Origin of the sequence: Mesorhizobium sp. WSM2240 (assembly GCF_040438645.1) — a bacterium.
Classification (GTDB): Bacteria; Pseudomonadota; Alphaproteobacteria; order Rhizobiales; family Rhizobiaceae; genus Allomesorhizobium.
Map to the genome: position 1 here is coordinate 90,894 of NZ_CP159255.1, position 19,062 is coordinate 109,955.

A 19,062-nucleotide genomic window follows, 5' to 3' on the forward strand; every position below is an offset into this window, starting at 1 on the left:
GATCATATCTGTCGCAGAAATCAGGTGCAGAACTGTCGTTTTAATCGGGATTTCGTATCAGGCTAATGCCGAAGTTTGTATGGGATGTATCCTTCCGAATGATCGATCATGTTTCTCTTGGCGTGCGCCGCCTCGACATCAGCACCAGTTTCTATGAACTGGTGCTCGGGTCCTTGGGCTATACAAAGCTTGTTGTCCGACCCCGGACGGTTGGCTTCGGCAAACGCTATGCCGAAGTCTGGATCAACTCGCGGCCTCAGATGAAGTCCGTCGAAACCGATAGCGGCGCGCATCTCTGTTTGCGGGCGGGATCACCCGAACAGGTTGAAGCCTTCCACCGCGCCGCTTTGGCCAATGGAGGGGCCGATGATGGCCCTCCAGCCCCACGGGAGCACGATGCGGCAGATCAGACCTTTTACTCTGCTTTTGTGCGCGATCCCGACGGTAACAGGATCGAAGCCGTCTGCTTTGTCGGTGCGCCGCCTCCATGAGCCGTCATACTTCGTTCGGCAAAGGCGGTCCCCGCAGCGGCACCGGGGAGGACTGCACGATGGAGGTCGTGGTCTGTCCGTGGGCCAGGAAGCGGTCGAGCACCTGATCGAGACTTTCCAGTGCGTCCAGGTGGATTCTGAGGATAAAACAGTCCTCGCCCGTTATGCGATGACATTCGGCAACCTGGGGCAGCGCCCGCGCGAGTTCTATGATCTTCGGCAACTGTCCGGGCATGGGGCGGATTCGGACGAACGCCGTGATGGGCCAACCGAGCGCCTTCGAATCAAGATCGAGACGATAGCCCCGGATTACGCCGGCCTCTTCAAGGCGCGTCAGACGCTCCCTCACCGCCGGAGCCGACATGCCGATGTGCCGGGCCAGTTCCGAAACACTCGCGCGCGGGTCATCCAGCAGGAGCCGGAGAAGGTCCACGTTGCGTGCATCGGACAGGAGCTGCAGAGATTGATTGTCGTTGGGCGGCTTCGCTTTCAAATTCCTTGTCATTATCCTTTTTCTCCTTCAGATCAGCATATACTATGCTGACCTACCCTGCAAAACTGTCGAAATGAGAGTTGCGGACGATTTGTCGGCCGAGATGGGGGCTTCCAATCCCGAAGGGGAGCCGGAGACGCCGCGAAGCCAGTGGTCGGACGGGCTTCTTCTGGGGAGCTTGGGCGTGCTTGCCTTCAGCGGAACGCTGCCCGCAACGAGGGCTGCTGTCTCGTCCTTCAGTCCGTTGATCCTCACCTGCGCCCGGATCGAGATCGCCGCAGCTCTCGGTATTCTAACTCTCCTCATCACACGGCAATGGCGCTTTCCCGAAAAGCGGCACCTGCCGGGCATTCTCTGGATGGGCTTCGGCTTGGCTGTCGGCTATCCCTTCTTCGTTGCTGTCGCGCTCCAGCAAGTTCCGGCGATTCACGGGGCAGTGGTGATCGGGCTGGCCCCTGCCGTCACGGCGCTGATCGCTGTGATGCGCGCCGGAGAGCGTCCGCCACCCGCATTCTGGATTGCTTGCCTCGTCGGCGTCGGCACGGTCCTGTCCTTCGCGGTCCATCAAGGCGGCGGTCACATCACCCTGGCGGACGGCTGGCTTGTCCTCGCAATGCTGAGTGTCGGCATGGCCTATGTCGAAGGTGGGCGTGTCTCTCGGGAGCTTGGCGGCACCACGACACTGTGTTGGGCGATGATCCTGTTGGCCCCGATCACCGCCCTCCCTCTCGGTTTTGCGCTGTGGCAGCACGAATGGGCTTCCATCCCCGAGTCCGCCTGGGCTGGCTTCTGGTATGCGGGCATCGTGAGCATGTTTCTCGGCTCGGTGTTCTGGTATCGGGGTCTCGCTGTGGGCGGGATCGCGCGCATCGGCCAACTGAATCTTATCCAACCCCTGCTCACGCTGCTCTGGTCGGCATTGCTCCTCGGTGAGCGTGTAACGGTCGTGGCCGTGATCTGCGCCGCGATCATCATCGGGTCCATGGTTGCCTGCATCCGAAGCAGAGTGCCATCGACGCCAAGGTGAGAGCGGTGGTTTTAGCACGGTGATCGGGGCCATAAGGGGCGGCAAGTTACAATTGGCGACATAGGCAGCTTCATCGCCAACCAATCCGAAAGCTGCCCGACCGTTTTCCACCCGTTACGGTCAGCGGCGACGCAGTTTACTCATGGTCCGCACCGCGCCACAATTCCTTCATGATCAATGCCGTCTTCTACAGTGACCAGGTCATCCCAGCCAACGAAAAGGTCGACATTCGTTTGACCGAACTGATGGGCGAGCGCGGTCGTCGCATTGGATATATTCCGTCCGGACCGGACCCGAACTTGCGGTTCTACTCGGAGAAGCGGGCCTACTACGCCCGGCAGGGCCTTGCCCTCGACATCTTCTACGATCTGGACCGAGATCACGGCAGCGCCGAGTTGGATACCTTGCTGGCATGCGACGCGATCCACCTTTCCGGCGGCAATACCGCGGCCTTTCTCGCCCGGCTCCGGCGCAGCGGCATGCTTGGCAGGTTGCGCAACTGGGCGAACGACGGCGGTCTTCTCGTCGGCACGAGTGCGGGGGCCATTCTGATGACCCCGACTGTTGCAGTGGACGCACTATTCGGCGACGGAAGTCCCGAGGATGTCAGGGATGGCGCAGCACTCGATCTTGTGCCGTTCGAGTTCTTTCCGCATGTGCAAGCCAAGGCGAGCTACCTGCCGGACCTGCTCGCCTACAGCACACGGAACTCAAGGCCAATCATCGCTTGCCCGGACGGCGACGGGGTCGTCGTCGCGCATGGTGTTGTGGAATGCATTGGCGATCCGCTCTGGCTTTCCAATGGGTCTGTCGAGCGGGTAAGAGAAATGACCTTGGCTGCCCTTTCGCGCTGATCGTCGCTCATGGAAGTTGACCTTCCGGCTTAATGTCGCGATCGTCATCCGATGGACGAGTCATCCTTCCACTCCGCCTGGATTACTGCCGATGGCGCGGTGAACTCCACGGGGTCGGTGTCCTCCGCGTTTCCCTGGTGGAGCTTCACGAAGACCGTGATGGCGATCTGTGCGCTTCGCCTATTCGAAGACGGTCAACTCGACCTTGACGCGCAACTCCGTGACAAACCATACACGCTCCGGCAACTCCTGCAGCATCGTTCGGGCCTCCCGGACTATGGCCCGCTGAAGACGTACCATGAAGCGGTCGCCCGCAACGACACCCCTTGGTCTCGCGACCGTTTGCTGGATGCAGTCGGCGGCGATCAGCTCGTCTTCCCGCCCGGTAGCGGCTGGGCCTACAGCAATGTCGGCTACATGCTCGTCCGCGAGACCATCGAAGAGATCACCGGCCGCGATCTGGCGACAACCCTAAGGGACATGGTGTTTGCGCCGCTGCCAGTGCCGTCGGTTCGGCTCGCGGCCACGCCCGCGGACTTCAGCGAGGTATTTTGGCCAGATTTGAGGACGTATGATCCGCGATGGGTCTATCCCGGTTGTCTCATCGGCACCCCGGTGGATGCGGCCATGGTACTACATGCCCTTTTGCGCGGGTGGATTCTGAAACCGGCAACCCTGCGCTCAATGCTGAACCGGCATGACCTGGGCGATGCCGTCCCTGGCAGGCCTTGGACAGCATGCGGATATGGTCTGGGGCTTATGTCCGGGCTGATGGGGGAAGCTGCAAGAGCCATCGGTCACTCAGGTGCCGGTCCCCACAGCGTCAACGCTGTCTATCACTTTCCCGATCTGGCCGTTCCGATCACAGTTGCGACTTTCACAAGCGGTGACACGGATGGGCCAGCAGAGGCTGAAGCAATGTCGATTGCACTCCGGGTAGGGCAAGGACTGCTCCCCACCCTCTCGCGACGGTGAGGATGGCGCCTTCCGAAAATTTCTTTGTTTTCCGAAAGGCACCTTGGCGTCCGCACGCCCGCTAAGAGAAAGCGCCGGCTGCCACCGCGGTACGATTGACAAATGACTGCAAAAGCAGATTCCAATCAGCGTCTTCCAATCCGCTGTCGCCCTCGTTGAGCAACCAGCGAAGGTGCTCGGCCTTGGCAGCACAGTCCTCGATACTTTCGACCGCAAATCGAAGCATCTCGTCCCGTGCATGCTCTTCTTGGGCGAGGAGCTCGTTCAGTCGCATCTCGAGCCGCACCGAGAACCGATTTTCCGTCTCGCACTCGACGAGCCGCCGACACAGACGCTCCACCTGCTCTCTCAACTGACGATGTCGTCGAACTATCGCTATGAGCGGCCTTTCAGCGTTAGGATCCTCAAGGCATTCACCATTAAACGTTACGACAGCCAGAGCCATATCGCGCATCCTCTAGTTGCATCGAACTGATAAAAACGTTGATTAAGGACGAGGGCACGATAGGATACGAAAACAAGCGAAACGGAACGAAACCAGAGCCTATAAGTCATTGTTTAGGAACGGAAAGTTATTTCTCGCTCCGCCCAGAGACGGGAGTGATTTCAAAGAATTATTCAAACGATTGGCGGCGGCGGGTGCGGGTCGGCCATTGGGCAAAGACGGGTTTCCTGCAGGCCCATGGACGCCCGAGCTTCTTGCAGAGGCGATTTCACAGATTGATTCCAACCGGGTTGGGGTCGATTTGCGAACGGTGCAGCTTTGGTTTCAAGAGAACGAGAAGGGAATTAGCACTGCCAACATTCGTTGGCTGGCGAGGATTTTTGGATGCGATGATCCGGTCGCAACTAGCGAATGGCAGATGGAGCTTAGTGCGGCGCAATCGCGGTTATCGGCCAAGAGACGAGAATGGAAGAGAGCCGGAAGCAGCGTTGCACAGGAGATTCCAGATACGGCACTGACTGCGACCTTCGATGACGAGACAGACTCCCCGGCAGAGCTGACACGGGATACTGACGCCAAGGGGCCGAGGCGGCGTTTTAGTTTGGCGAGGAAATCGGAGGCGTTTTTTAGTCACGGATCTCCCCTGAATTTACCGGCGTCGGTGTTTGCCGGCATGACCGCCCTCGGCTTTCTGTCGTACATCATTGGTATCCACAACGTCACCTACGAGCGAGCGGACGGGCTCGTTAAGCAGGTTGGATTCCTTTGGGCCGCAAATTGGACACTCGACTTTATGGTGTTCTTACCGCTGTTTTTCTTCTTCGTTATAGAGTTGCTGGTCTTCTGGAAAAGTGAGGGGCGCAGAAAGCTCGCCGCGCAGGGCGATCAGGTGGAAAGCGACGACGCCTGGTTGCGCAACGTTGACGCTTCCTCGTACACATATTGGTCGGTTTTTTTGATTTGCTTGCTGTTCGCGGGTCTTTTTCAATGGATCGGCGTGTCCTTGATCCCGTTGATGAAGGGCGGTGGCAACTATGCCATCGATTGGGGAAAAATAGCTCTTGTGCGTCCGGAGGTCATATCTGTCCCCGAGACAGTCGTTTTTACGGGGCTCGCTTACCTATACATGTGCCTGGTGTTTTATCTTTTCTTCGCAGGTCTCATTTTGCTATATACGGTTGTTCATGATCTTTGGAGAATTGGAGACGGATTGAAGAAGCTGCCGCATGTTGATCATCAGCAAGAGCTCAATGAAGCCGGCCTCACAGTGATGCGTGGGGTATTTCGGTGTACTGTTTTGGGGGTTCTGGTCGCCCTTTGGATGAAGGTCCAAAGCTCTTATCTGGCATCCAGTGGTGAGAATATTGTGGCGTGGTTGGTCGGCGATATGTCTTCGACGTTCCAAGGTCGCGATGATGTGAGCACCGGGTTCCGCTATCGTATGCCGACGCATTACAGCAGCCTTCTTATCGTTATTTCGACCTGTTTTGTATTTCTGTATGGCTCCATCCGATTAGGTGTCGGAGGTCGATTTCATGCGCCTTTGTGGAAGATGTCGGCGGTCGTAGCGTTACTTGTTGTCAGCTACTTGTTGATCGACGCGTTTGCCGGCTTTTCGACCCTTCTGGCCATTTCAGTGCTAGTCGCACTATACGGCCTGTTCAATCCAGGATTAGGCCGCTGGCGAGCGAGCGAGTTAGGAAACAATCAGAGTGTTTCATAGTTGGCTCGATCGTTGGGACGAACGCCGGGCCCTTCGCGGAGAGGAAGGGAAGAAACCAACGGATTTCGTCCTTGACGCGGAACGCGCCTTTCCAGGTGCGAATAAGACAACAAGTATCGAGGAATTCTGTGCCCTTGCGGACCAAGCCGTGGCTGATCCAGCCTTTTTCGATGAGCCGAGTGTGAGTGATCAGGGTTTTGAACGGCTAGATGGGTGGCTCAAATTTCCATCGGACATTTCTACTGATATCGAACAGAACAATGTCGTCTCGGCGAAAATCACAGAAAGCGGGTCGTTCGATCAGGCGATGGTGATTTTTCACCATTGGAATGCAAGCGCCCGGAATCGTCAGATTGCCAACTTTTTCTCGCAGCGTGGCATCACGGTTGTCGAGATTGCTATGCCTTATCACTTCGAACGCAGCCGTCCCGGCTCCGTGCACGCCGACTATATGCTTGGCCCTAATCTCGGTCGAACGATCCAGTCTGTAAGGCAGGCAGTGTTGGATGGGCGAAAACTCATACGTTGGTTGAAAAGCGAGGGCTATCGAGAGATTTCGGTTCTCGGTATGAGCTTAGGTTCCTGGGTCGCAGGGGTGATCGCGGCGCACGACTCTGCTGTGTCGAAAGCCTCGTTGTTTCTGACGGCGGGGAGTCTCGCGGATATGGTTTGGACGGGTCGCGCGACACGATCGATACGTGATAGTCTTGAGCCTGAGATTGACCTGACCGATCTCAGAAGGGCTTGGGCTCCACTTAACTTGAAGAATTACGCGCATAGCTTGGCACGGTCTGATCTCGAACTTCATTTTGTGCTGGCTAAGAGAGACAAAGTGGTTTTGCCAGAGCTATCGGAGAGGTTCATGCAAAGGCTGAAGGACGCCGGAGCCCGGCCAAAAATATTGGAGTTAAACTGTGGTCACTATTCGCTCGCTATGCCGCCTTACATTTTGTTGGCCGGATTGAGCTTAAAGCGGTTTCTGTCGTGTGCTGACAAGTCGGCCCGGCGAGCATGAGCTTGGCGTTGGCCGTCAGTTCACCAGCAAATTCTCTGGTAGGGGCCTTAGAGTGTCATTTCGCCCCCAGCCGGAACTGACCCCCATTTGCGGCCGCGGATTCCGACCTGATGTCGCCTCCTGCTACCGTTGATTGTTGTACTTTAATTGATGTACGTGTCAAGCTTTCGCTGCTGATTTTTCAGCGATGGCTGGGCAAGCCCGCGGGAAACCGTGTTTCCCCGGGATCACGTCGCAAGCACTTCAACCAAGCTTTAACCTTGCCAAGCCACGGTGGCATTTGGGCGCACCAACGCATGAGACGCGACAACTTGTACCGATCTGTTTTCGAGGCGGAAGCAGCAGCGCCGGGCCAGCGGCGCGCTCGGGGAGGATAGGCCACCCCGACCGAGGCGACGGCCTCGCCTTCGAACCGGAGGTGATCTTATGTGGTTTCTACCACTTAGCATCACCCTAGATGTGAAGAGGACCCGGACGAGCTGGCAACTCCAAATCCGGGTCCAATTCTGGCTCTAGGAAACGGGGGCGGGCCGTAAGGCTCGCTCCCACTCCGGAACTGAATATAGCGATTTTCGTTTGATGTTCCAACCCTTTCGCCGAGGCCGTTTCCTCCCCTCGCGCTGCCCTGCCCTCCACGAACGCAGTCCCGCCCTGGGCAGGGCTGCCGATCACGCTGGATGAAGGACGGTCAGAGGCACCACGGCCTCCGCTTACCTGACCACTGTCTGGCCAGGCCTTCGGCGACCAATATGCTGCCGGCGGACCTGCCGTTGACCTGAACGATGCGAAGGCTGCGGCCGTACTGATCGACATCCCGACTTCCCTTTCGCACGACCGTTACTGTGCCGGAATTCAGGATCTCGACAAGCCGCAGGGTGGCGCGATCGCCGCGCTCCTTCTCGCTCGCGCATTTGTAGTCTCGGACCTCAGGCGCATCGATGTCGAGCATCCTGATCTTCTCGCCTTTGAGCCGGATCGTGTCTCCGTCGATGACGCAGGTGCGATCAAGCGAAGTGTAGCATTCCCGGAAAGTGACGCGGCTAGCTTGTGCCGTAGGGTTCGAGATCAGTCCAAGGCCGGTAACGCCGGAGATGGCGTCGCGACCGTAGAAACCAGCGACGGCCATGACCACGAGCGCCGGGATCAGCCACGGCGATTCGAGCAGTCCGCGTCTGCGGCTTCTCGGCCTTCTTCGCTTCCTGAATCCGACAACGTTGCCCACACACCCCTCCGAACAGAGCATTCTGCCTGAAATCCCCGAACAGTCCATTGATGCAGTCGCTCAAAAATGCGCGGGTCCGCTTCAGTTCCCGGCATCACCACGGTGCTCCCAGCAGAACCAGACCGTTTGCTTGCCTCGCGGAAATCCCCAACCACCCCATTTCGTACAGCCCTGGTGTTCGCATTAGTGCTCGAATATCCCTACAGGACGAGCGACAGGCGCTGGCTGCGAGGAGGGTTCGTCGCTCATTTGGGGAACAGACCGTATTCGGAAGCCATGTCGATCGGCTTTATCATCTCTTCACCGCCTTTGAATTTGCTCGAATTCACCTGGCGGTCGACCCGGTAGAATTCCAAGTCGCCATCGAGAGTCTGGCTGAGGAGTGCCTTGGCCTCGTTCACCGGCGTCGCCGGATCCAGCCATGCATCGTAGGCCGAGGGATCGAGGATCACGGGTTGGCGATCGTGCAGGTTGCTCATCGGATTTTCGGCCGGCGCCGTCAGTATCGTGCAGCTGGTGATGTCCAGGGTCGAATTGTACGCCCAGAGCCCTGCGAATGAGAACGGCCGGTGGTCTGCAAGGAATATGTACCAGGGGTCCCGGCCACCATCGGCAGGGCTCTTCGTCCATTCGTAGAACCCGTCGGCCGGGACCAGGCAGCGCTTCGATTTGAACGCGTCGCGGAATGCAGGCTTCGCATCTGCCTCCTCCGATCGCGCATTGAACATCTGAAACTTCGGGACCTCTTTCGCCCAGTATGGCACCAGCCACCATCTGCCTTGGCGGAGCTTGTGGTTGCCGTCCTCAGCGATGGTGATGAAGGGGACCTCCTCAGTCGGTGCGACATTGTAGGCCGGCGCATCGTTGCGATGCTTCTCCCAATCCAACGTCAAACGGTAGAGCCGATGAATTTCCGACCAGGGCAGATATCGAGTGTAACGACCGCACATGCGCTAGTTCCGCAAAATATCCGGCACGCTTAGCGGGCCGCTTTCGAGAATTCGCTGCCATTCTTCGTGGCGACGCCATGCTCCCCGTGCCCGGCCATTTTCCCGGTCGCGCTTGGGGTCGAACAGCGTACCACCGAAATGATCCTTGAAGGCCCTTGCGGATGCAAGGTCGGCGAAACAATGAAGCCGATAGTTCTCCTGCTTTCCGTTCGGCCAGATGGAAGTGACGCTGCGCGTTCGATAGGTCCACCCCCGCGCCTGGCAAAACTTCATGATCAGCGCGAGATTGCTCATGACGCAAACATCATCCGGCAGCGCCACCTGATAGGGATAAGCGCGGTCGATGGCTGCATAGGAAAGCTCACCCATTCGTCTCGCTGGCATCTGTCTCCACCGGCCATCTCTTATGGTGCCATTGCCTGCTGAAGCCCGACGAAACGGCAACCCTGAAATATTGAATTTCGCGCTCCAGATAGGCGACCTGAACAATCAGCGCGCGAACCGCAGCGCGAGCATCTCCGTCACAGGAGGCGATGACGGTGTCGACGTTGCGCTCCAGACCATCGTCCGGTTCGGTGGCGGGCTTTGGGGATTGCATTTCATCGCACGGCCTGAAACAGATCCGGCTGCGCCGTCGGGTCCGGCCACGGCAGCCGGCGAAGGCCGTCGTAGACGAGATCAACGGAATCCGGATCGTAGAAACAGGCCCTCAGCACCGGCAAAATCTTGGCGTCATAGAGCGCCCGTTCTTCTTCGGTCAGATCATCCTTCGAACGAAAATCCAGCTCGTATGCCAGCCGGTCTTCAGGGCGGCCGCTTCCGAAATATCCGTTCTCGCACAACTCTTCCAGAATGCCTTCAGCGGTCTCAAAGAGCCATTCATCTCTCTCGCTGGGCATGGTGGTCTCCGCTAGTTGGCTTGTTTCAGTTCGTTGCCTGCTCCAGGGCATCGATCGCGGTCAAAATGGCCTGCCTTTTTGGTTCGATGGGCTCCTCGGGGCTGAAATCTGACAGCTCGAGCGCCGTAAAAGCGATTGTCACGGCGTTGACCAGCTCACGCGCGCGCCCTTGATCTTCGAAATCTGCGGCGACGACCCAGGCGAGGTCTGCAACAGCGCTATCGAGGAATTCGCGTTGATCGTCCGCGTCCCGAACGCGCGATCGGAGCATGACAAGCGCAGTGTCGCGATCGACGAGCTGCGTCGCCGGACTGGTGACTAGCTGCAGGTGAGCGCTTTCCGGGCGCTGCTTGCCTTTTCCATCCCATCCCGCACATGCGGCATCGACGGCGGCGGTGTCGGCGGCGTCCCATATGGCAGCGGCCTCCATTTCCTGATCGGAAATGTCGAACTAGTCCGAAAAGCCGGCGATGTCCCAGCCTTCGCGAATGCTGACGCCGTCAGCGGCATCTTGGGGATCGACACCGGCGCGCCTGAATACGGCAATTGCGGCATCCAAGCCACGCTGCAGCTCGTCGGGCGTGGCTTTCGGGATCGAGATCTTCATTAGCGGGAATTCCGGATCAATGCGTTCGTGCCTCATGGCCCTACTCCTATCCCGCTTGAAGTAAGAACAAAATGGGAACAAAAGTCAAGCGGCCCTTGACTGGCGAGGAACATTTTCCTCATTTTGGAGGCAATGATTGAGACGCTGCAATTCGGTTGGCGGGTGCACATGCGGTGCGCCTGGGGCAAGCGCGACGGCATGAAATCGATCCGAGAATGCGGCTACCGCGTCGAGCTCGACATGGACACGCTTGTCATAGCGAAAGGGCCTGGCTTTCCCATCGGCATGCTCGCCGAGAGGTTGTTCTGTCCTCGCTGCAGAAGCCGTCGAGTCACGGTGGCCTTCACCCCACCGGCCAACGAGAACTTGGCCAGGGCTCGGGGCGGTTCTTACTGAGGGCGAAACACTACGCGAATTGGTCCCGTCCAATTGAAATCATTCGATCGCCGCGTTCGGATCGGCATTGGTATCATCCGCAGTTCTTGTTTGCAGCGACAGCTAAGCACGGAGAACCTTCATGCCGGCACATCGGCGGCATGGTTCGGCCGCGTATCCGATACCGTTCTTGACAATCGCCGCATCACGATCATTCTCGACAGCCCGCAACCCGACCCCACGGCAAGCCATGCAAGGCACTGTCCCTCGCCGCGATTTTGCGCGCTCTTCGGCCCACCATTGGAGCTGCCGCAGCTGCCGGCGCGTCAATACGGGCTGTGTCATCACTTGGGTGTTCCCGACGTCTCAGGCAGGCAAAAGACGCCTTGCGTGATTGAGAGGACGACGCCCCCTTTCGGTTCGACAATCGCTCCGGTCCAGGCCTGCGAATAGGTTCGGCTCGCATCGACCGCCGTCAACCACAAGACACGATTGTCCGCGAGCTCCACCTTCACCTCCGCTTGGAGCGGGCTGTCATTGACCGTCTGTCTGTAGTGACGCTTGATCTTCACCGTCCCTTCGGGAAACAGCGCGCGGCTGTTTTCATATTCGATCTCGAATTTCGCTCCGGCAGCACCGTCGACCTTGCAAGTTCCATCCCGATCACAAATCGTGCGGGCCGTGGCTTCGCACGTCCAGTTGTATCCTGATTGCCACATCGGGTTGCTCGCCTGCGCGAGCGCCATTCCTGGCGCCAGCATCGCGACGATTCCGGCTCCGGCGACCACTCGCCCGCAACTCGATACACTGCCATCCATCATTCTTCCGGCCCTTTCAGTTCCGTTTTCGGCGTGACCAGCAAGGGTCCTTGCTGCCGATGAAATCCGCTGCTGGCGCTGCCCTGATAAAATGCCAGCGTCATCGCTGCCACTCGCAAGGCAGCCTCAATCCCGTCGCGCTCCGCGCGTGCGCGCAGCTCCTCGAAATACACATCCGCGATCTCTTGGGCGTCGCTCATGGAAAGATATTATAGTATCAACTTTTCGACCGCCAGAGGGGAAAGGAAGGCCCTGCCCCCTCTCCCCAGCAAGGCGACAAATCGGTCTCCCCGTCCTTCCTCCGACGGACCTCCGGTCGCGCTTCGTGCAGGATCCGCGCGGATCCGCATGCGCGGATCGGCGCCGCCCCTTCGGCTTCGCCTCGGGCGGGTGATCCCCCTCCGATTTGTCGCCTTGCCCCCCTCTCCCCGGTCGGGTCGCCGACTGCTCGGGAGCAGGAGCGGGGCTCCTGCCCCTTCGGGCAAGAGCAAGACCGCTTCGCGGGAAAGGAGAGAATCCCCATGACTATTGCTGAAACCGAAACCTTCATGGTGCCGTTGAACAAGCTGACGATCTCGGAAAAGAATGTCCGCAAGACCAACGCCGCCGACACTGTCCGCCCAAGGCGAAAACCCACTGCTTCACAATGTACGCACAGCGAGGGCCGGCGAGCGCGTCGTCGGCCAGGTCATCGGTCACGATGACCGCGTGGCCGTTCTTGTAACTGAAAACGGCATCGTTGCCGCCGATCGGGCTGATCTGGCCGCTCGCCCCCCGGCAACGATCAGGAAATCGCCTTCACCGCCCGCTCCGATTTTTCGCAGCTTGGAAGGCCCGCCGAAGTGATGCGGGAGGGATCAGCCGCACCCTTGGCGCCTTCCGTGCCGCTAACTCCGGTCGAACTGCGCCGCGCCATTGCCGGCGCCAACAAGGCGTTCGACCGCATTGGGTCGTCGCTTGCCAACGACGCCGACAAAGAGGACCTTGCCGGTGCCCGCGAGGAGATCAACAACCTGCTAAACGAGCGGCTTGAAGAAGTCCGCATCACCCAATCGCAGCAGCAGGCGGCAAGGCCGGCCGAAGAGCACCGTCCGCCAGAATCGGCGCGCGAGGCGCAAACGCCTCGCCCCACGCACGAGCCAGAGCGATCGCGTGGAACCGACAAATCGACTGGCCGAGACGCAGGGCGCGGTATCCGCGACGATTACGAGCGCTGACCGTTCCTAGGTGTAGCGGCTTGAGATTATCCAGGCTCGGGCGCGAGATCATCGCGATTTTCGGCTCAGATTAAATGCGACTGTAAAATCGCTTCGGCTCGAATTCGGTGAGATTGGGCTCGGAATATGTGCGACGGGCTCACATTGATGAGACTGTGCGCAGACCGGTGAGAATAAGCACGACCAGCAAGAAAAGCGTCCGTTTTTCTGGCGACAGAGATAGTTCGTGCCAGTGTCAAAATTTCCGCCAGAACTGCTCGGCCGCGTCTTTCATGAGCTCCAGCCTCCCGGCCCTGCTCTCCCTCGGTAACAAATCGGGCAGCAGGGGGAAAGTGTTGGAAGGAACCAACGGAGCCTCCGGCCGGTTAGGTGTGAAAACCATGGGAGAGCTCAATGGCGGACGACAAGAGCAAGACCGGCGGGCAGGACCGCATTCGTGTCGCCGGCGGGCAGGAATACGAGGTCCGCGACTTCGCCGACAAATTCGATATCTCGCCGGCCGAGGCCAAAGACCTCATCGAGCGCTTCGGCAATGACCGCGAGACGCTGGAGCGAGAGGCGAGAAAGCTGAAGGGCTGACCATGATCGAAGATGAGATCGTTCTGGGTAAGGAAATTGATCCGGAAACCTTCAGGATCGACATGGCTAGCGAGCTGTGCACCGCGTTAGCAGCGCTCGACGCCCCGCGCGAATTACTTGAGATCGTCGGCAGTTGGGGTGACACGATGGACGATGACGAAACACTCCGCCATCTGCGGTCCTACAATCAAAGCGGGACCTTCTATTCGAAGATCATCTGCCAAAGCTGAATGCTCCTCGTGGACTTCTTTCAAGGTGGCATCACCTGCTCGTACCGGACGAGGCTGGCGGCTAAAAAAATTCTAGCCCGAACTTGGTCGCCAGTCACCGATGTCGTAAGCAGCCGGCTCGCGGTGTATGAGCCGGACGCTAAGCTTATCCCGATACATCCGGGCGAACAGGCTATCGGGGAAGTGCTCGATCGCCCTGTCGCGCAGCCAGGGTTCGACCTGGCCCCAATATTGAACGCGATCTTCGGCGACGAAGCCATTGAGTGGATCGCCGAGCTTCACCTCAATGCCGCCATCCCAAAACCACGACACCGAGACATTGATCTCGCTGTGGTAGAGGTCCTGCATGATGCTCATCGGGATCGCTCCTGCATCAGCCTTCAATGCCTCAAAGGAGCAGCGGTTCCGGGGCCCGGGTCAATCCTCTCGCACCTCTTTCAGCGTGGCGTGGCGCAGCCCGCCTTCGCCCCGCAGGAAGCGCACGCGCCCGACCATGCCAGGCTGGGTCCATTCCGCCCCGGGGTTCCTGAATCCCTTCGGCGCCGGCGCAGGCCTCGTCTTCACCCTATCCCATAGTCGGTCGCGCATCGCGCCTTTAAGCGCGACGATGGCGCTGCCGACATACTTCCGGTCTGGCGTCGCCATCAGGGCTTGCGGAGCCTGCCCCGGCTCACGGACGACGCCGAGCAGCTCGAAGTCGGATTCGACGAAGCACTTCGTCTTGAGCCATACCTTCGACGGCCCGCTGCGGTAGCGGCTGTCGGCGCGCTTCGAGACCATCCCCTCGAGTCCCATTGCCTCGACAGCGCGGAAGATCGCCGCCGCGTGCCCCTCAAATGCCTCGCTGAACTGTATCTTGGCATTGCCCTTCACCATGTCAGCCAACCGACGCCGGCGCTCCACTAGCGGTTTGGCGCGAAGATCGGTCCCGTCGAGGTGGAGCAGGTCGAAGGCGACGAAACAAAGACTGCCAGGATCCGACCGGATTGCCCGGCCGACAGCATTGAAGTCAGACGCACCTTTCTCGTCGCAGACGATGACCTCGCCGTCGATGATGGCCGAAGTGCATGGCAGCGCCAGAGCGGCTAGACCTATGGGCCAGAATTTTGCCGACCAGTCGTGGCCGTTGCGGGTGAAGATGCGCGCCATGCCGTCCTGAACGATGACTTGGACACGGTAACCGTCGAACTTCACTTCGTGAATCCATTCATCGCCCTCGGGCGGCTTATCCACCAGGGTCGGGACTTGCGGGGGAATGAACTCGAGCCGAGATCCGGCGACAGAACGCTTACTCATGCATCTACGAATCTAGTGAGTTGATTCGTATTTTAGGAGTCTCTGATAGAAAAAAGCCCCGCGCTTATGCAGTGGAGGCTATAGGTTCGGTCGCGGCCTGCACGGCATTGTGTCTGCAAATCGACCGTTTTCCTTACACATTTGAGAACCGCGCTTATTGAGGCGACGAAGAGCGGCAATTGCGTACGGAAAATGTGTAAGGAAATCTATTGACAGGAAAACGCTGTGTTTGCACTATCCTTACATGCTAATTGGATATGCCCGCGTCTCAACCGCAGACCAGAACCTCGACATGCAACGAGACGCGCTGACGCGCGCCGGATGTGAGAAAATCTTTGAGGAGAAGAAGTCCGGTAAGGCGGGGAGCAAGCGTCCGGAATTCGAGGCCGCCCTCGCCTATCTTCGGCCGCAGGACGTTCTGGTGGTGTGGAAGCTCGACCGGCTCGGTCGCTCCCTTGTCGAAATGATGCGAACAATTGACAAGCTCCGCCAGGACGGCATCAAGTTCCAAAGCCTGACGGAGCACTTCGACAGCGAGACTGCACACGGCCGGTTCGCTCTACAGATGCACGGTGCTATGGCGGAATATTTCCTGGACCTGAATCGTGAGCGGACCATGGAAGGGCTCAAGGCGGCTCTCGCCCGCGGTCGCAAAGGTGGACGAAAACCCAAGCTCACTGAAGATGATATGAGAGCTGCAAAAGCCATGCTCGCGGCCGGAGATATCTCGGTAGCTGATATCGCCCGCCGCCTGGGAGTGAGCCGCGTCACCTTCTACCAATACTTCCCTCAGGCGCGGGCCCGATCGAAGGAACTAGTGAAGTGAACGGGGGTGGAGACGCGGATCTCAAGGGCTAGTGGCGAAAATCTGACGCTTGGCACCCGTGACAAAGGACTGGATCGGGCACGATTTCCGGATAGTCAGCTGTTGGGCATTGCGGAGGCGATAGCCGCCGTTCCGTTCACGACCCCCATTGCTGCCGGTGGCGCTTCGCTTTTGTGAGGACCGCTTCTGGCCCAAGCGGGCACTCGATAACCCTGTGCTCGAAGCCAGGGCGCGGGGTATACTACCTCCCTCGCTGATGGAGCGATCCGTCACTGCTCAACCACAGACCGTCGCTAAGGTACACATCCTCCCCATCGCCGCCCGATGAAATGGCTTCGTATAGGTCGATCATATCATCTGCTCCGCCGGTGACTTGTTCGCCCGGCCCGTCGAACAGATCGAAGAACCTCTCGACAGTCCTGAAGAGAACATCGCGGAGGTCCTCATCGTCGCGCTCACGGACGATCCTGCAGATTTTTACATAGTCTCTGCCAAGTCGATCCTTTGTCTCGTGCGCGTTGAACCCTAGTGCCAGGCAAAGCCGAATTGCAGTTTCGATCAGTCGACGTCTGTCACCACAGACTTTCACGCAGCCATCATCCTCGCTGGCTGTAGCCGTCATCAACTCCCACCGAGGCTCCTGCCCAAGGATCCGCAGATAGCTGGTACCGTTTCGTACAACTAGCAGGCTCTCGTCGCTCGCTAGCCCTGCCTTGGTTGACTTGACGATTTCGAATGTCGCGTTGCCCAATAATATGCCCCCTCCCCGCAGAACACTTCGGCAGACTATCGCCGCCTTGTCCTTACTCCGCAAGGAGAGTTAAAGCCTGAGCGTCAATGACCGCCTTTGTGCGCGATCCAGCCGAGGGGCGCTCTTCCGCTTTTCGACCTGCCCTGGCTCTTGTGGATATACTTCACCGCGCCGAGCTTACGGGCCTGGCTCAAAAATTAAAATGGCAATCCTATTGGGCCACGCATATGAGAGCGGAAATTGCAGCCGTCGATCTGAACCGGCATGAAGCGGACAAAGCGGCCTTTCGCAGGAGGATTGAATTTCTTCCCGAACTGCCCGTAATAGCTAGCCAAGATGAAAAAATCAGACTCGAAACTCCGAGTGATCACGAAACAATATACCACCTGACGAAGGCGGCCTTCGAACCGATGCCATTTAGTCTAAATGCGATCGTGATGCTGCTCGCCCTAATGTCTGCCGCGCGTCGCGATAGATCACCGCGCCATGCAGCTTCTACGCATGACTTTGATGAAGTCTATGTCGCCGTCCTGCCGCGCGCGGGCAATAGCCCGTTTGTCCACCTCGTTAGGGTAGTTCACCTCGACAATGTAGTAACGTTCAACCGTTTCACGCAGATTTGCGATCTTCCGGGCGTGGACTTTAACATCGTATTTCATGGCTGAATCCTTCTGTGCCGACTGATTCGAAGGATTGCACGCACCTACCGAAAAAAGTGTGCCGCCAACGTAGGAGCGGCGCTAGTCGCTTCGCTTGAAGACGCTGAATGCCCAGACAATCACAGCACCGAGGATCAGCAGGACGAGCGGCGCGATGAGCGCGACCCAAAGCGGAGATTACAATCCACAGCCGCCAGAAACCACGCCGTAGGTTCATCGTTTGCCCGGTGGTGGCCGTCATTGATACGGGAAACTAAGGCTGTTGCAGGAAATTTCCGTCATGCCTTTAACAAATGTCGGTTCGCCGACCTCAAGTTTTGTCTCGTCAGCGGTAATCGTTCGCTTGATCCAGTCCTTGATTGTTATGGTCTCTTCGTCAGAGACCAGTCGCAAACCTGTTCCCGCCGAAGTGCCCGGGCCGCGCCAGTAGAGGCGAGGGAAAAGATGGAGCAACAGCGGGTCTTCGGCCGAGGCGCAAATATGGGTGAAAGTAGCTCCCTTCACCTCTAGCGGAGGCCGAACCGCCCAGCAGGTCTCGCTGTCTGCACCCTCGCCCCTGTCAAGGTTTATGCGTTTGGATTTGTTCAAATAGAGTAGGGTGGCAGTGGGGTCAGGGGCGTGCTTGCATGCAAGCTGATGGATCAAATGTTCAGTGAATGCTTCCTGCGCTTCCTGGGAATGCGCTGCCGTCGAAACACCGAGCAAGAGCGCAACCGATACAGTTGTAGCTCGTCTCATGTTCACCCCCCAGTAGAACTGTCAGAGTAACCCATTTCCGCAGCAGTGTCTGCTGGGAACCTGGCGACAATGTCCCCTAAATGGGTCCAATTTGAAATCGGGCTTTGAAGTGCGAGAAGGGTGGGTGGCCCTAATCAGCCTACCACCTCCCAACCCATCTCGATTACTGTGCGCCAGGATCGTTTCCTGTCTTAACAATTTCGCAGTGATGCGTCAGCCGGTCGAGAAGGGCTACGCCGCCCCGGCGGCAGTGACAAAAAGTTCCGGAATCTGGCAGGGGAGGATTAGTTGCCCCTACGCCTCGGGATCGATCACAATGCAGGTCGATCGCTACGGGAACAGCCACATGACCAACGGCCCGATCTACGGATCTACGATGCGGGCGATCACGTTATTTCGGGGATCGCCCAGGCCCGGCACCCAAAAGCGAGAGCGCATAATTTATGTCATCTAGAATTTCGTCAGGGATAGCCGGACCCAATATGCCAACATTCTCGCAGTGATCTACGCGGGCTTTTACTTCTAATTGAACGCGATAAGATTGCTCGATTGTCGAGCTGAGATTGTATCCAAGCTCTCGCAATTCCTGGCTTGTCCAGAGCATATCGCCAAGCCAATGATGGTATGTTTCGCGATACACCGATGAAAGATACCGAGAGGCTCCCTCAATCGAGCCGAAAGATACCTCAGATAGGATTTCGCTGCACTCGACACAGCTAGGCAAATCGACAAGAACATCGCTATCGTGATAGCGGTCGCCGACAGCCGGCAGATATCCATACGGCACTTTGATAGCGGTGCCTGCGATGTCACCGCAGAAGACGCATTCAGCCATCTCCCCCTCCAGAATATCGACTAGCCTGGAGGCACTG

28 protein-coding genes and 1 pseudogene are annotated in these 19,062 nt (G+C 58.2%); 13 read left to right on the plus strand and 16 right to left on the minus strand.

The window, feature by feature from the left end; all coding sequences use genetic code 11:
* Window positions 1-98: 98 nt before the first annotated feature.
* A complete protein-coding gene (locus tag ABVK50_RS29265; protein ID WP_353646214.1) occupies window positions 99-491 on the plus strand; it encodes a VOC family protein in 393 nt (130 codons plus the stop codon).
* 4 nt (window positions 492-495) lie between these two features.
* On the opposite strand, the gene ABVK50_RS29270 is transcribed toward ABVK50_RS29265, so the two are convergent.
* The gene (locus ABVK50_RS29270) at window positions 496-996 is read right to left on the minus strand and encodes an Lrp/AsnC family transcriptional regulator (protein WP_353646215.1); all 501 of its coding nucleotides are present in this window, start codon (window positions 994-996) and stop codon (window positions 496-498) included.
* A gap of 61 nt (window positions 997-1,057) precedes the next feature.
* Here ABVK50_RS29270 and ABVK50_RS29275 point away from each other — a divergent pair, with 61 nt between their 5' ends.
* The 3 genes from ABVK50_RS29275 to ABVK50_RS29285 all read left to right on the plus strand — a co-directional run bounded on the left by ABVK50_RS29275 (window position 1,058) and on the right by ABVK50_RS29285 (window position 3,840).
* Entirely contained in the window at window positions 1,058-2,011 is a 954-nt protein-coding gene (locus tag ABVK50_RS29275) for a DMT family transporter (protein WP_353646216.1), read from the plus strand.
* Window positions 2,012-2,181: 170 nt separating this feature from the next.
* The gene (locus ABVK50_RS29280) at window positions 2,182-2,865 is read left to right on the plus strand and encodes a Type 1 glutamine amidotransferase-like domain-containing protein (RefSeq protein WP_353646217.1); all 684 of its coding nucleotides are present in this window, start codon (window positions 2,182-2,184) and stop codon (window positions 2,863-2,865) included.
* 51 nt (window positions 2,866-2,916) lie between these two features.
* On the plus strand, window positions 2,917-3,840 hold the full coding sequence (locus ABVK50_RS29285) for a serine hydrolase domain-containing protein (RefSeq protein WP_353646218.1): 924 nt from the start codon (window positions 2,917-2,919) through the stop codon (window positions 3,838-3,840).
* A gap of 61 nt (window positions 3,841-3,901) precedes the next feature.
* Here ABVK50_RS29285 and ABVK50_RS29290 read toward each other — a convergent pair whose 3' ends face one another.
* Window positions 3,902-4,285, minus strand: a complete 384-nt coding sequence (locus tag ABVK50_RS29290; RefSeq protein WP_353646219.1) for a hypothetical protein — start codon at window positions 4,283-4,285, stop codon at window positions 3,902-3,904.
* A gap of 109 nt (window positions 4,286-4,394) precedes the next feature.
* Here ABVK50_RS29290 and ABVK50_RS29295 point away from each other — a divergent pair, with 109 nt between their 5' ends.
* A complete protein-coding gene (locus tag ABVK50_RS29295) occupies window positions 4,395-6,008 on the plus strand; it encodes a hypothetical protein (protein ID WP_353646220.1) in 1,614 nt (537 codons plus the stop codon).
* A complete protein-coding gene (locus ABVK50_RS29300; protein WP_353646221.1) occupies window positions 5,998-7,023 on the plus strand; it encodes a dienelactone hydrolase-related enzyme in 1,026 nt (341 codons plus the stop codon). The genes ABVK50_RS29295 and ABVK50_RS29300 overlap by 11 nt, the downstream gene beginning before the upstream one ends.
* Window positions 7,024-7,711: 688 nt before the next feature.
* On the opposite strand, the gene ABVK50_RS29305 is transcribed toward ABVK50_RS29300, so the two are convergent.
* The 7 genes from ABVK50_RS29305 to ABVK50_RS29335 form a co-directional block, all read right to left on the minus strand.
* Window positions 7,712-8,245, minus strand: coding sequence for a thermonuclease family protein (locus tag ABVK50_RS29305; protein ID WP_353647062.1), 534 nt, complete (start codon window positions 8,243-8,245; stop codon window positions 7,712-7,714).
* 245 nt (window positions 8,246-8,490) lie between these two features.
* Window positions 8,491-9,195, minus strand: a complete 705-nt coding sequence (locus tag ABVK50_RS29310; RefSeq protein WP_353646223.1) for an SOS response-associated peptidase — start codon at window positions 9,193-9,195, stop codon at window positions 8,491-8,493.
* Between the two features lie 3 nt (window positions 9,196-9,198).
* The gene (locus ABVK50_RS29315; protein WP_353646224.1) at window positions 9,199-9,489 is read right to left on the minus strand and encodes a hypothetical protein; all 291 of its coding nucleotides are present in this window, start codon (window positions 9,487-9,489) and stop codon (window positions 9,199-9,201) included.
* 67 nt (window positions 9,490-9,556) lie between these two features.
* Entirely contained in the window at window positions 9,557-9,793 is a 237-nt protein-coding gene (locus tag ABVK50_RS29320; protein WP_353646225.1) for a hypothetical protein, read from the minus strand.
* 1 nt (window position 9,794) lies between these two features.
* Window positions 9,795-10,094, minus strand: coding sequence for a hypothetical protein (locus tag ABVK50_RS29325; RefSeq protein ID WP_353646226.1), 300 nt, complete (start codon window positions 10,092-10,094; stop codon window positions 9,795-9,797).
* Window positions 10,095-10,119: 25 nt separating this feature from the next.
* On the minus strand, window positions 10,120-10,524 hold the full coding sequence (locus ABVK50_RS29330) for a hypothetical protein (RefSeq protein ID WP_353646227.1): 405 nt from the start codon (window positions 10,522-10,524) through the stop codon (window positions 10,120-10,122).
* 21 nt (window positions 10,525-10,545) lie between these two features.
* A complete protein-coding gene (locus tag ABVK50_RS29335; protein ID WP_353646228.1) occupies window positions 10,546-10,737 on the minus strand; it encodes a hypothetical protein in 192 nt (63 codons plus the stop codon).
* 96 nt (window positions 10,738-10,833) lie between these two features.
* Between ABVK50_RS29335 and ABVK50_RS29340 the strand changes: the two genes are divergently transcribed.
* Window positions 10,834-11,097 carry a hypothetical protein gene (locus ABVK50_RS29340; protein ID WP_353646229.1) on the plus strand — a complete coding sequence of 88 codons (264 nt, stop codon included), beginning with the start codon at window positions 10,834-10,836 and terminating at the stop codon, window positions 11,095-11,097.
* Between the two features lie 323 nt (window positions 11,098-11,420).
* On the opposite strand, the gene ABVK50_RS29345 is transcribed toward ABVK50_RS29340, so the two are convergent.
* Together ABVK50_RS29345 and ABVK50_RS29350 are read right to left on the minus strand one after the other, a co-directional pair.
* Window positions 11,421-11,864 carry a hypothetical protein gene (locus tag ABVK50_RS29345; RefSeq protein ID WP_353647063.1) on the minus strand — a complete coding sequence of 148 codons (444 nt, stop codon included), beginning with the start codon at window positions 11,862-11,864 and terminating at the stop codon, window positions 11,421-11,423.
* Between the two features lie 29 nt (window positions 11,865-11,893).
* Window positions 11,894-12,094, minus strand: a complete 201-nt coding sequence (locus ABVK50_RS29350; protein WP_353646231.1) for a hypothetical protein — start codon at window positions 12,092-12,094, stop codon at window positions 11,894-11,896.
* Between the two features lie 424 nt (window positions 12,095-12,518).
* Between ABVK50_RS29350 and ABVK50_RS29355 the strand changes: the two are divergent.
* The 4 genes and pseudogenes from ABVK50_RS29355 to ABVK50_RS29370 form a co-directional block, all read left to right on the plus strand.
* A pseudogene (locus tag ABVK50_RS29355) lies at window positions 12,519-12,712 on the plus strand (hypothetical protein); the annotation flags it as partial.
* A gap of 27 nt (window positions 12,713-12,739) precedes the next feature.
* Window positions 12,740-13,111, plus strand: coding sequence for a hypothetical protein (locus ABVK50_RS29360; RefSeq protein WP_353646292.1), 372 nt, complete (start codon window positions 12,740-12,742; stop codon window positions 13,109-13,111).
* Window positions 13,112-13,504: 393 nt separating this feature from the next.
* Window positions 13,505-13,690 (plus strand): DUF3606 domain-containing protein, encoded by a 186-nt coding sequence (locus tag ABVK50_RS29365; RefSeq protein ID WP_353646232.1) that lies wholly within the window; start codon window positions 13,505-13,507, stop codon window positions 13,688-13,690.
* A gap of 2 nt (window positions 13,691-13,692) precedes the next feature.
* A complete protein-coding gene (locus tag ABVK50_RS29370; RefSeq protein ID WP_353646233.1) occupies window positions 13,693-13,920 on the plus strand; it encodes a hypothetical protein in 228 nt (75 codons plus the stop codon).
* A gap of 72 nt (window positions 13,921-13,992) precedes the next feature.
* Here the strand turns inward: ABVK50_RS29370 and ABVK50_RS29375 are convergent, their stop codons facing one another.
* The gene (locus ABVK50_RS29375) at window positions 13,993-14,277 is read right to left on the minus strand and encodes a hypothetical protein (RefSeq protein WP_353646234.1); all 285 of its coding nucleotides are present in this window, start codon (window positions 14,275-14,277) and stop codon (window positions 13,993-13,995) included.
* 60 nt (window positions 14,278-14,337) lie between these two features.
* Entirely contained in the window at window positions 14,338-15,216 is an 879-nt protein-coding gene (locus tag ABVK50_RS29380; protein ID WP_353646235.1) for an RNA ligase family protein, read from the minus strand.
* Between the two features lie 244 nt (window positions 15,217-15,460).
* On the opposite strand from ABVK50_RS29380, the gene ABVK50_RS29385 reads away from it, so the two are divergent.
* Window positions 15,461-16,042, plus strand: a complete 582-nt coding sequence (locus tag ABVK50_RS29385; RefSeq protein ID WP_353646290.1) for a recombinase family protein — start codon at window positions 15,461-15,463, stop codon at window positions 16,040-16,042.
* 241 nt (window positions 16,043-16,283) lie between these two features.
* Here ABVK50_RS29385 and ABVK50_RS29390 read toward each other — a convergent pair whose 3' ends face one another.
* Window positions 16,284-16,793 (minus strand): hypothetical protein, encoded by a 510-nt coding sequence (locus ABVK50_RS29390; RefSeq protein WP_353646236.1) that lies wholly within the window; start codon window positions 16,791-16,793, stop codon window positions 16,284-16,286.
* A gap of 86 nt (window positions 16,794-16,879) precedes the next feature.
* Here ABVK50_RS29390 and ABVK50_RS29395 point away from each other — a divergent pair, with 86 nt between their 5' ends.
* Window positions 16,880-17,458, plus strand: a complete 579-nt coding sequence (locus ABVK50_RS29395; protein WP_353646237.1) for a hypothetical protein — start codon at window positions 16,880-16,882, stop codon at window positions 17,456-17,458.
* A gap of 231 nt (window positions 17,459-17,689) precedes the next feature.
* Here ABVK50_RS29395 and ABVK50_RS29400 read toward each other — a convergent pair whose 3' ends face one another.
* Both ABVK50_RS29400 and ABVK50_RS29405 read right to left on the minus strand, forming a co-directional pair.
* Complete coding sequence (locus tag ABVK50_RS29400; RefSeq protein WP_353646238.1) at window positions 17,690-18,190, minus strand: hypothetical protein; 501 nt, start codon at window positions 18,188-18,190, stop codon at window positions 17,690-17,692.
* 391 nt (window positions 18,191-18,581) lie between these two features.
* Window positions 18,582-19,025, minus strand: a complete 444-nt coding sequence (locus tag ABVK50_RS29405) for a hypothetical protein (protein ID WP_353646239.1) — start codon at window positions 19,023-19,025, stop codon at window positions 18,582-18,584.
* Window positions 19,026-19,062 lie beyond the last annotated feature (37 nt).

Coding starts and splice junctions, on each gene's coding strand:
- ABVK50_RS29315 (WP_353646224.1), bottom strand. CDS start 9,489: ATGAGCAATCTCGCGCTGATCATGAAGTTTTGCCAGGCGCGGGGGTGG.
- ABVK50_RS29360 (WP_353646292.1), top strand. CDS start 12,740: ATGCGGGAGGGATCAGCCGCACCCTTGGCGCCTTCCGTGCCGCTAACT.
- ABVK50_RS29365 (WP_353646232.1), top strand. CDS start 13,505: ATGGCGGACGACAAGAGCAAGACCGGCGGGCAGGACCGCATTCGTGTC.
- ABVK50_RS29385 (WP_353646290.1), top strand. CDS start 15,461: ATGCTAATTGGATATGCCCGCGTCTCAACCGCAGACCAGAACCTCGAC.
- ABVK50_RS29275 (WP_353646216.1), top strand. CDS start 1,058: ATGAGAGTTGCGGACGATTTGTCGGCCGAGATGGGGGCTTCCAATCCC.
- ABVK50_RS29380 (WP_353646235.1), bottom strand. CDS start 15,216: ATGAGTAAGCGTTCTGTCGCCGGATCTCGGCTCGAGTTCATTCCCCCG.
- ABVK50_RS29330 (WP_353646227.1), bottom strand. CDS start 10,524: ATGGAGGCCGCTGCCATATGGGACGCCGCCGACACCGCCGCCGTCGAT.
- ABVK50_RS29335 (WP_353646228.1), bottom strand. CDS start 10,737: ATGAGGCACGAACGCATTGATCCGGAATTCCCGCTAATGAAGATCTCG.
- ABVK50_RS29290 (WP_353646219.1), bottom strand. CDS start 4,285: ATGGCTCTGGCTGTCGTAACGTTTAATGGTGAATGCCTTGAGGATCCT.
- ABVK50_RS29320 (WP_353646225.1), bottom strand. CDS start 9,793: ATGCAATCCCCAAAGCCCGCCACCGAACCGGACGATGGTCTGGAGCGC.
- ABVK50_RS29375 (WP_353646234.1), bottom strand. CDS start 14,277: ATGAGCATCATGCAGGACCTCTACCACAGCGAGATCAATGTCTCGGTG.
- ABVK50_RS29325 (WP_353646226.1), bottom strand. CDS start 10,094: ATGCCCAGCGAGAGAGATGAATGGCTCTTTGAGACCGCTGAAGGCATT.
- ABVK50_RS29285 (WP_353646218.1), top strand. CDS start 2,917: ATGGACGAGTCATCCTTCCACTCCGCCTGGATTACTGCCGATGGCGCG.
- ABVK50_RS29405 (WP_353646239.1), bottom strand. CDS start 19,025: ATGGCTGAATGCGTCTTCTGCGGTGACATCGCAGGCACCGCTATCAAA.
- ABVK50_RS29270 (WP_353646215.1), bottom strand. CDS start 996: ATGACAAGGAATTTGAAAGCGAAGCCGCCCAACGACAATCAATCTCTG.
- ABVK50_RS29340 (WP_353646229.1), top strand. CDS start 10,834: ATGATTGAGACGCTGCAATTCGGTTGGCGGGTGCACATGCGGTGCGCC.
- ABVK50_RS29370 (WP_353646233.1), top strand. CDS start 13,693: ATGATCGAAGATGAGATCGTTCTGGGTAAGGAAATTGATCCGGAAACC.
- ABVK50_RS29310 (WP_353646223.1), bottom strand. CDS start 9,195: ATGTGCGGTCGTTACACTCGATATCTGCCCTGGTCGGAAATTCATCGG.
- ABVK50_RS29400 (WP_353646238.1), bottom strand. CDS start 18,190: ATGAGACGAGCTACAACTGTATCGGTTGCGCTCTTGCTCGGTGTTTCG.
- ABVK50_RS29280 (WP_353646217.1), top strand. CDS start 2,182: ATGATCAATGCCGTCTTCTACAGTGACCAGGTCATCCCAGCCAACGAA.
- ABVK50_RS29265 (WP_353646214.1), top strand. CDS start 99: ATGATCGATCATGTTTCTCTTGGCGTGCGCCGCCTCGACATCAGCACC.
- ABVK50_RS29395 (WP_353646237.1), top strand. CDS start 16,880: ATGACCGCCTTTGTGCGCGATCCAGCCGAGGGGCGCTCTTCCGCTTTT.
- ABVK50_RS29350 (WP_353646231.1), bottom strand. CDS start 12,094: ATGAGCGACGCCCAAGAGATCGCGGATGTGTATTTCGAGGAGCTGCGC.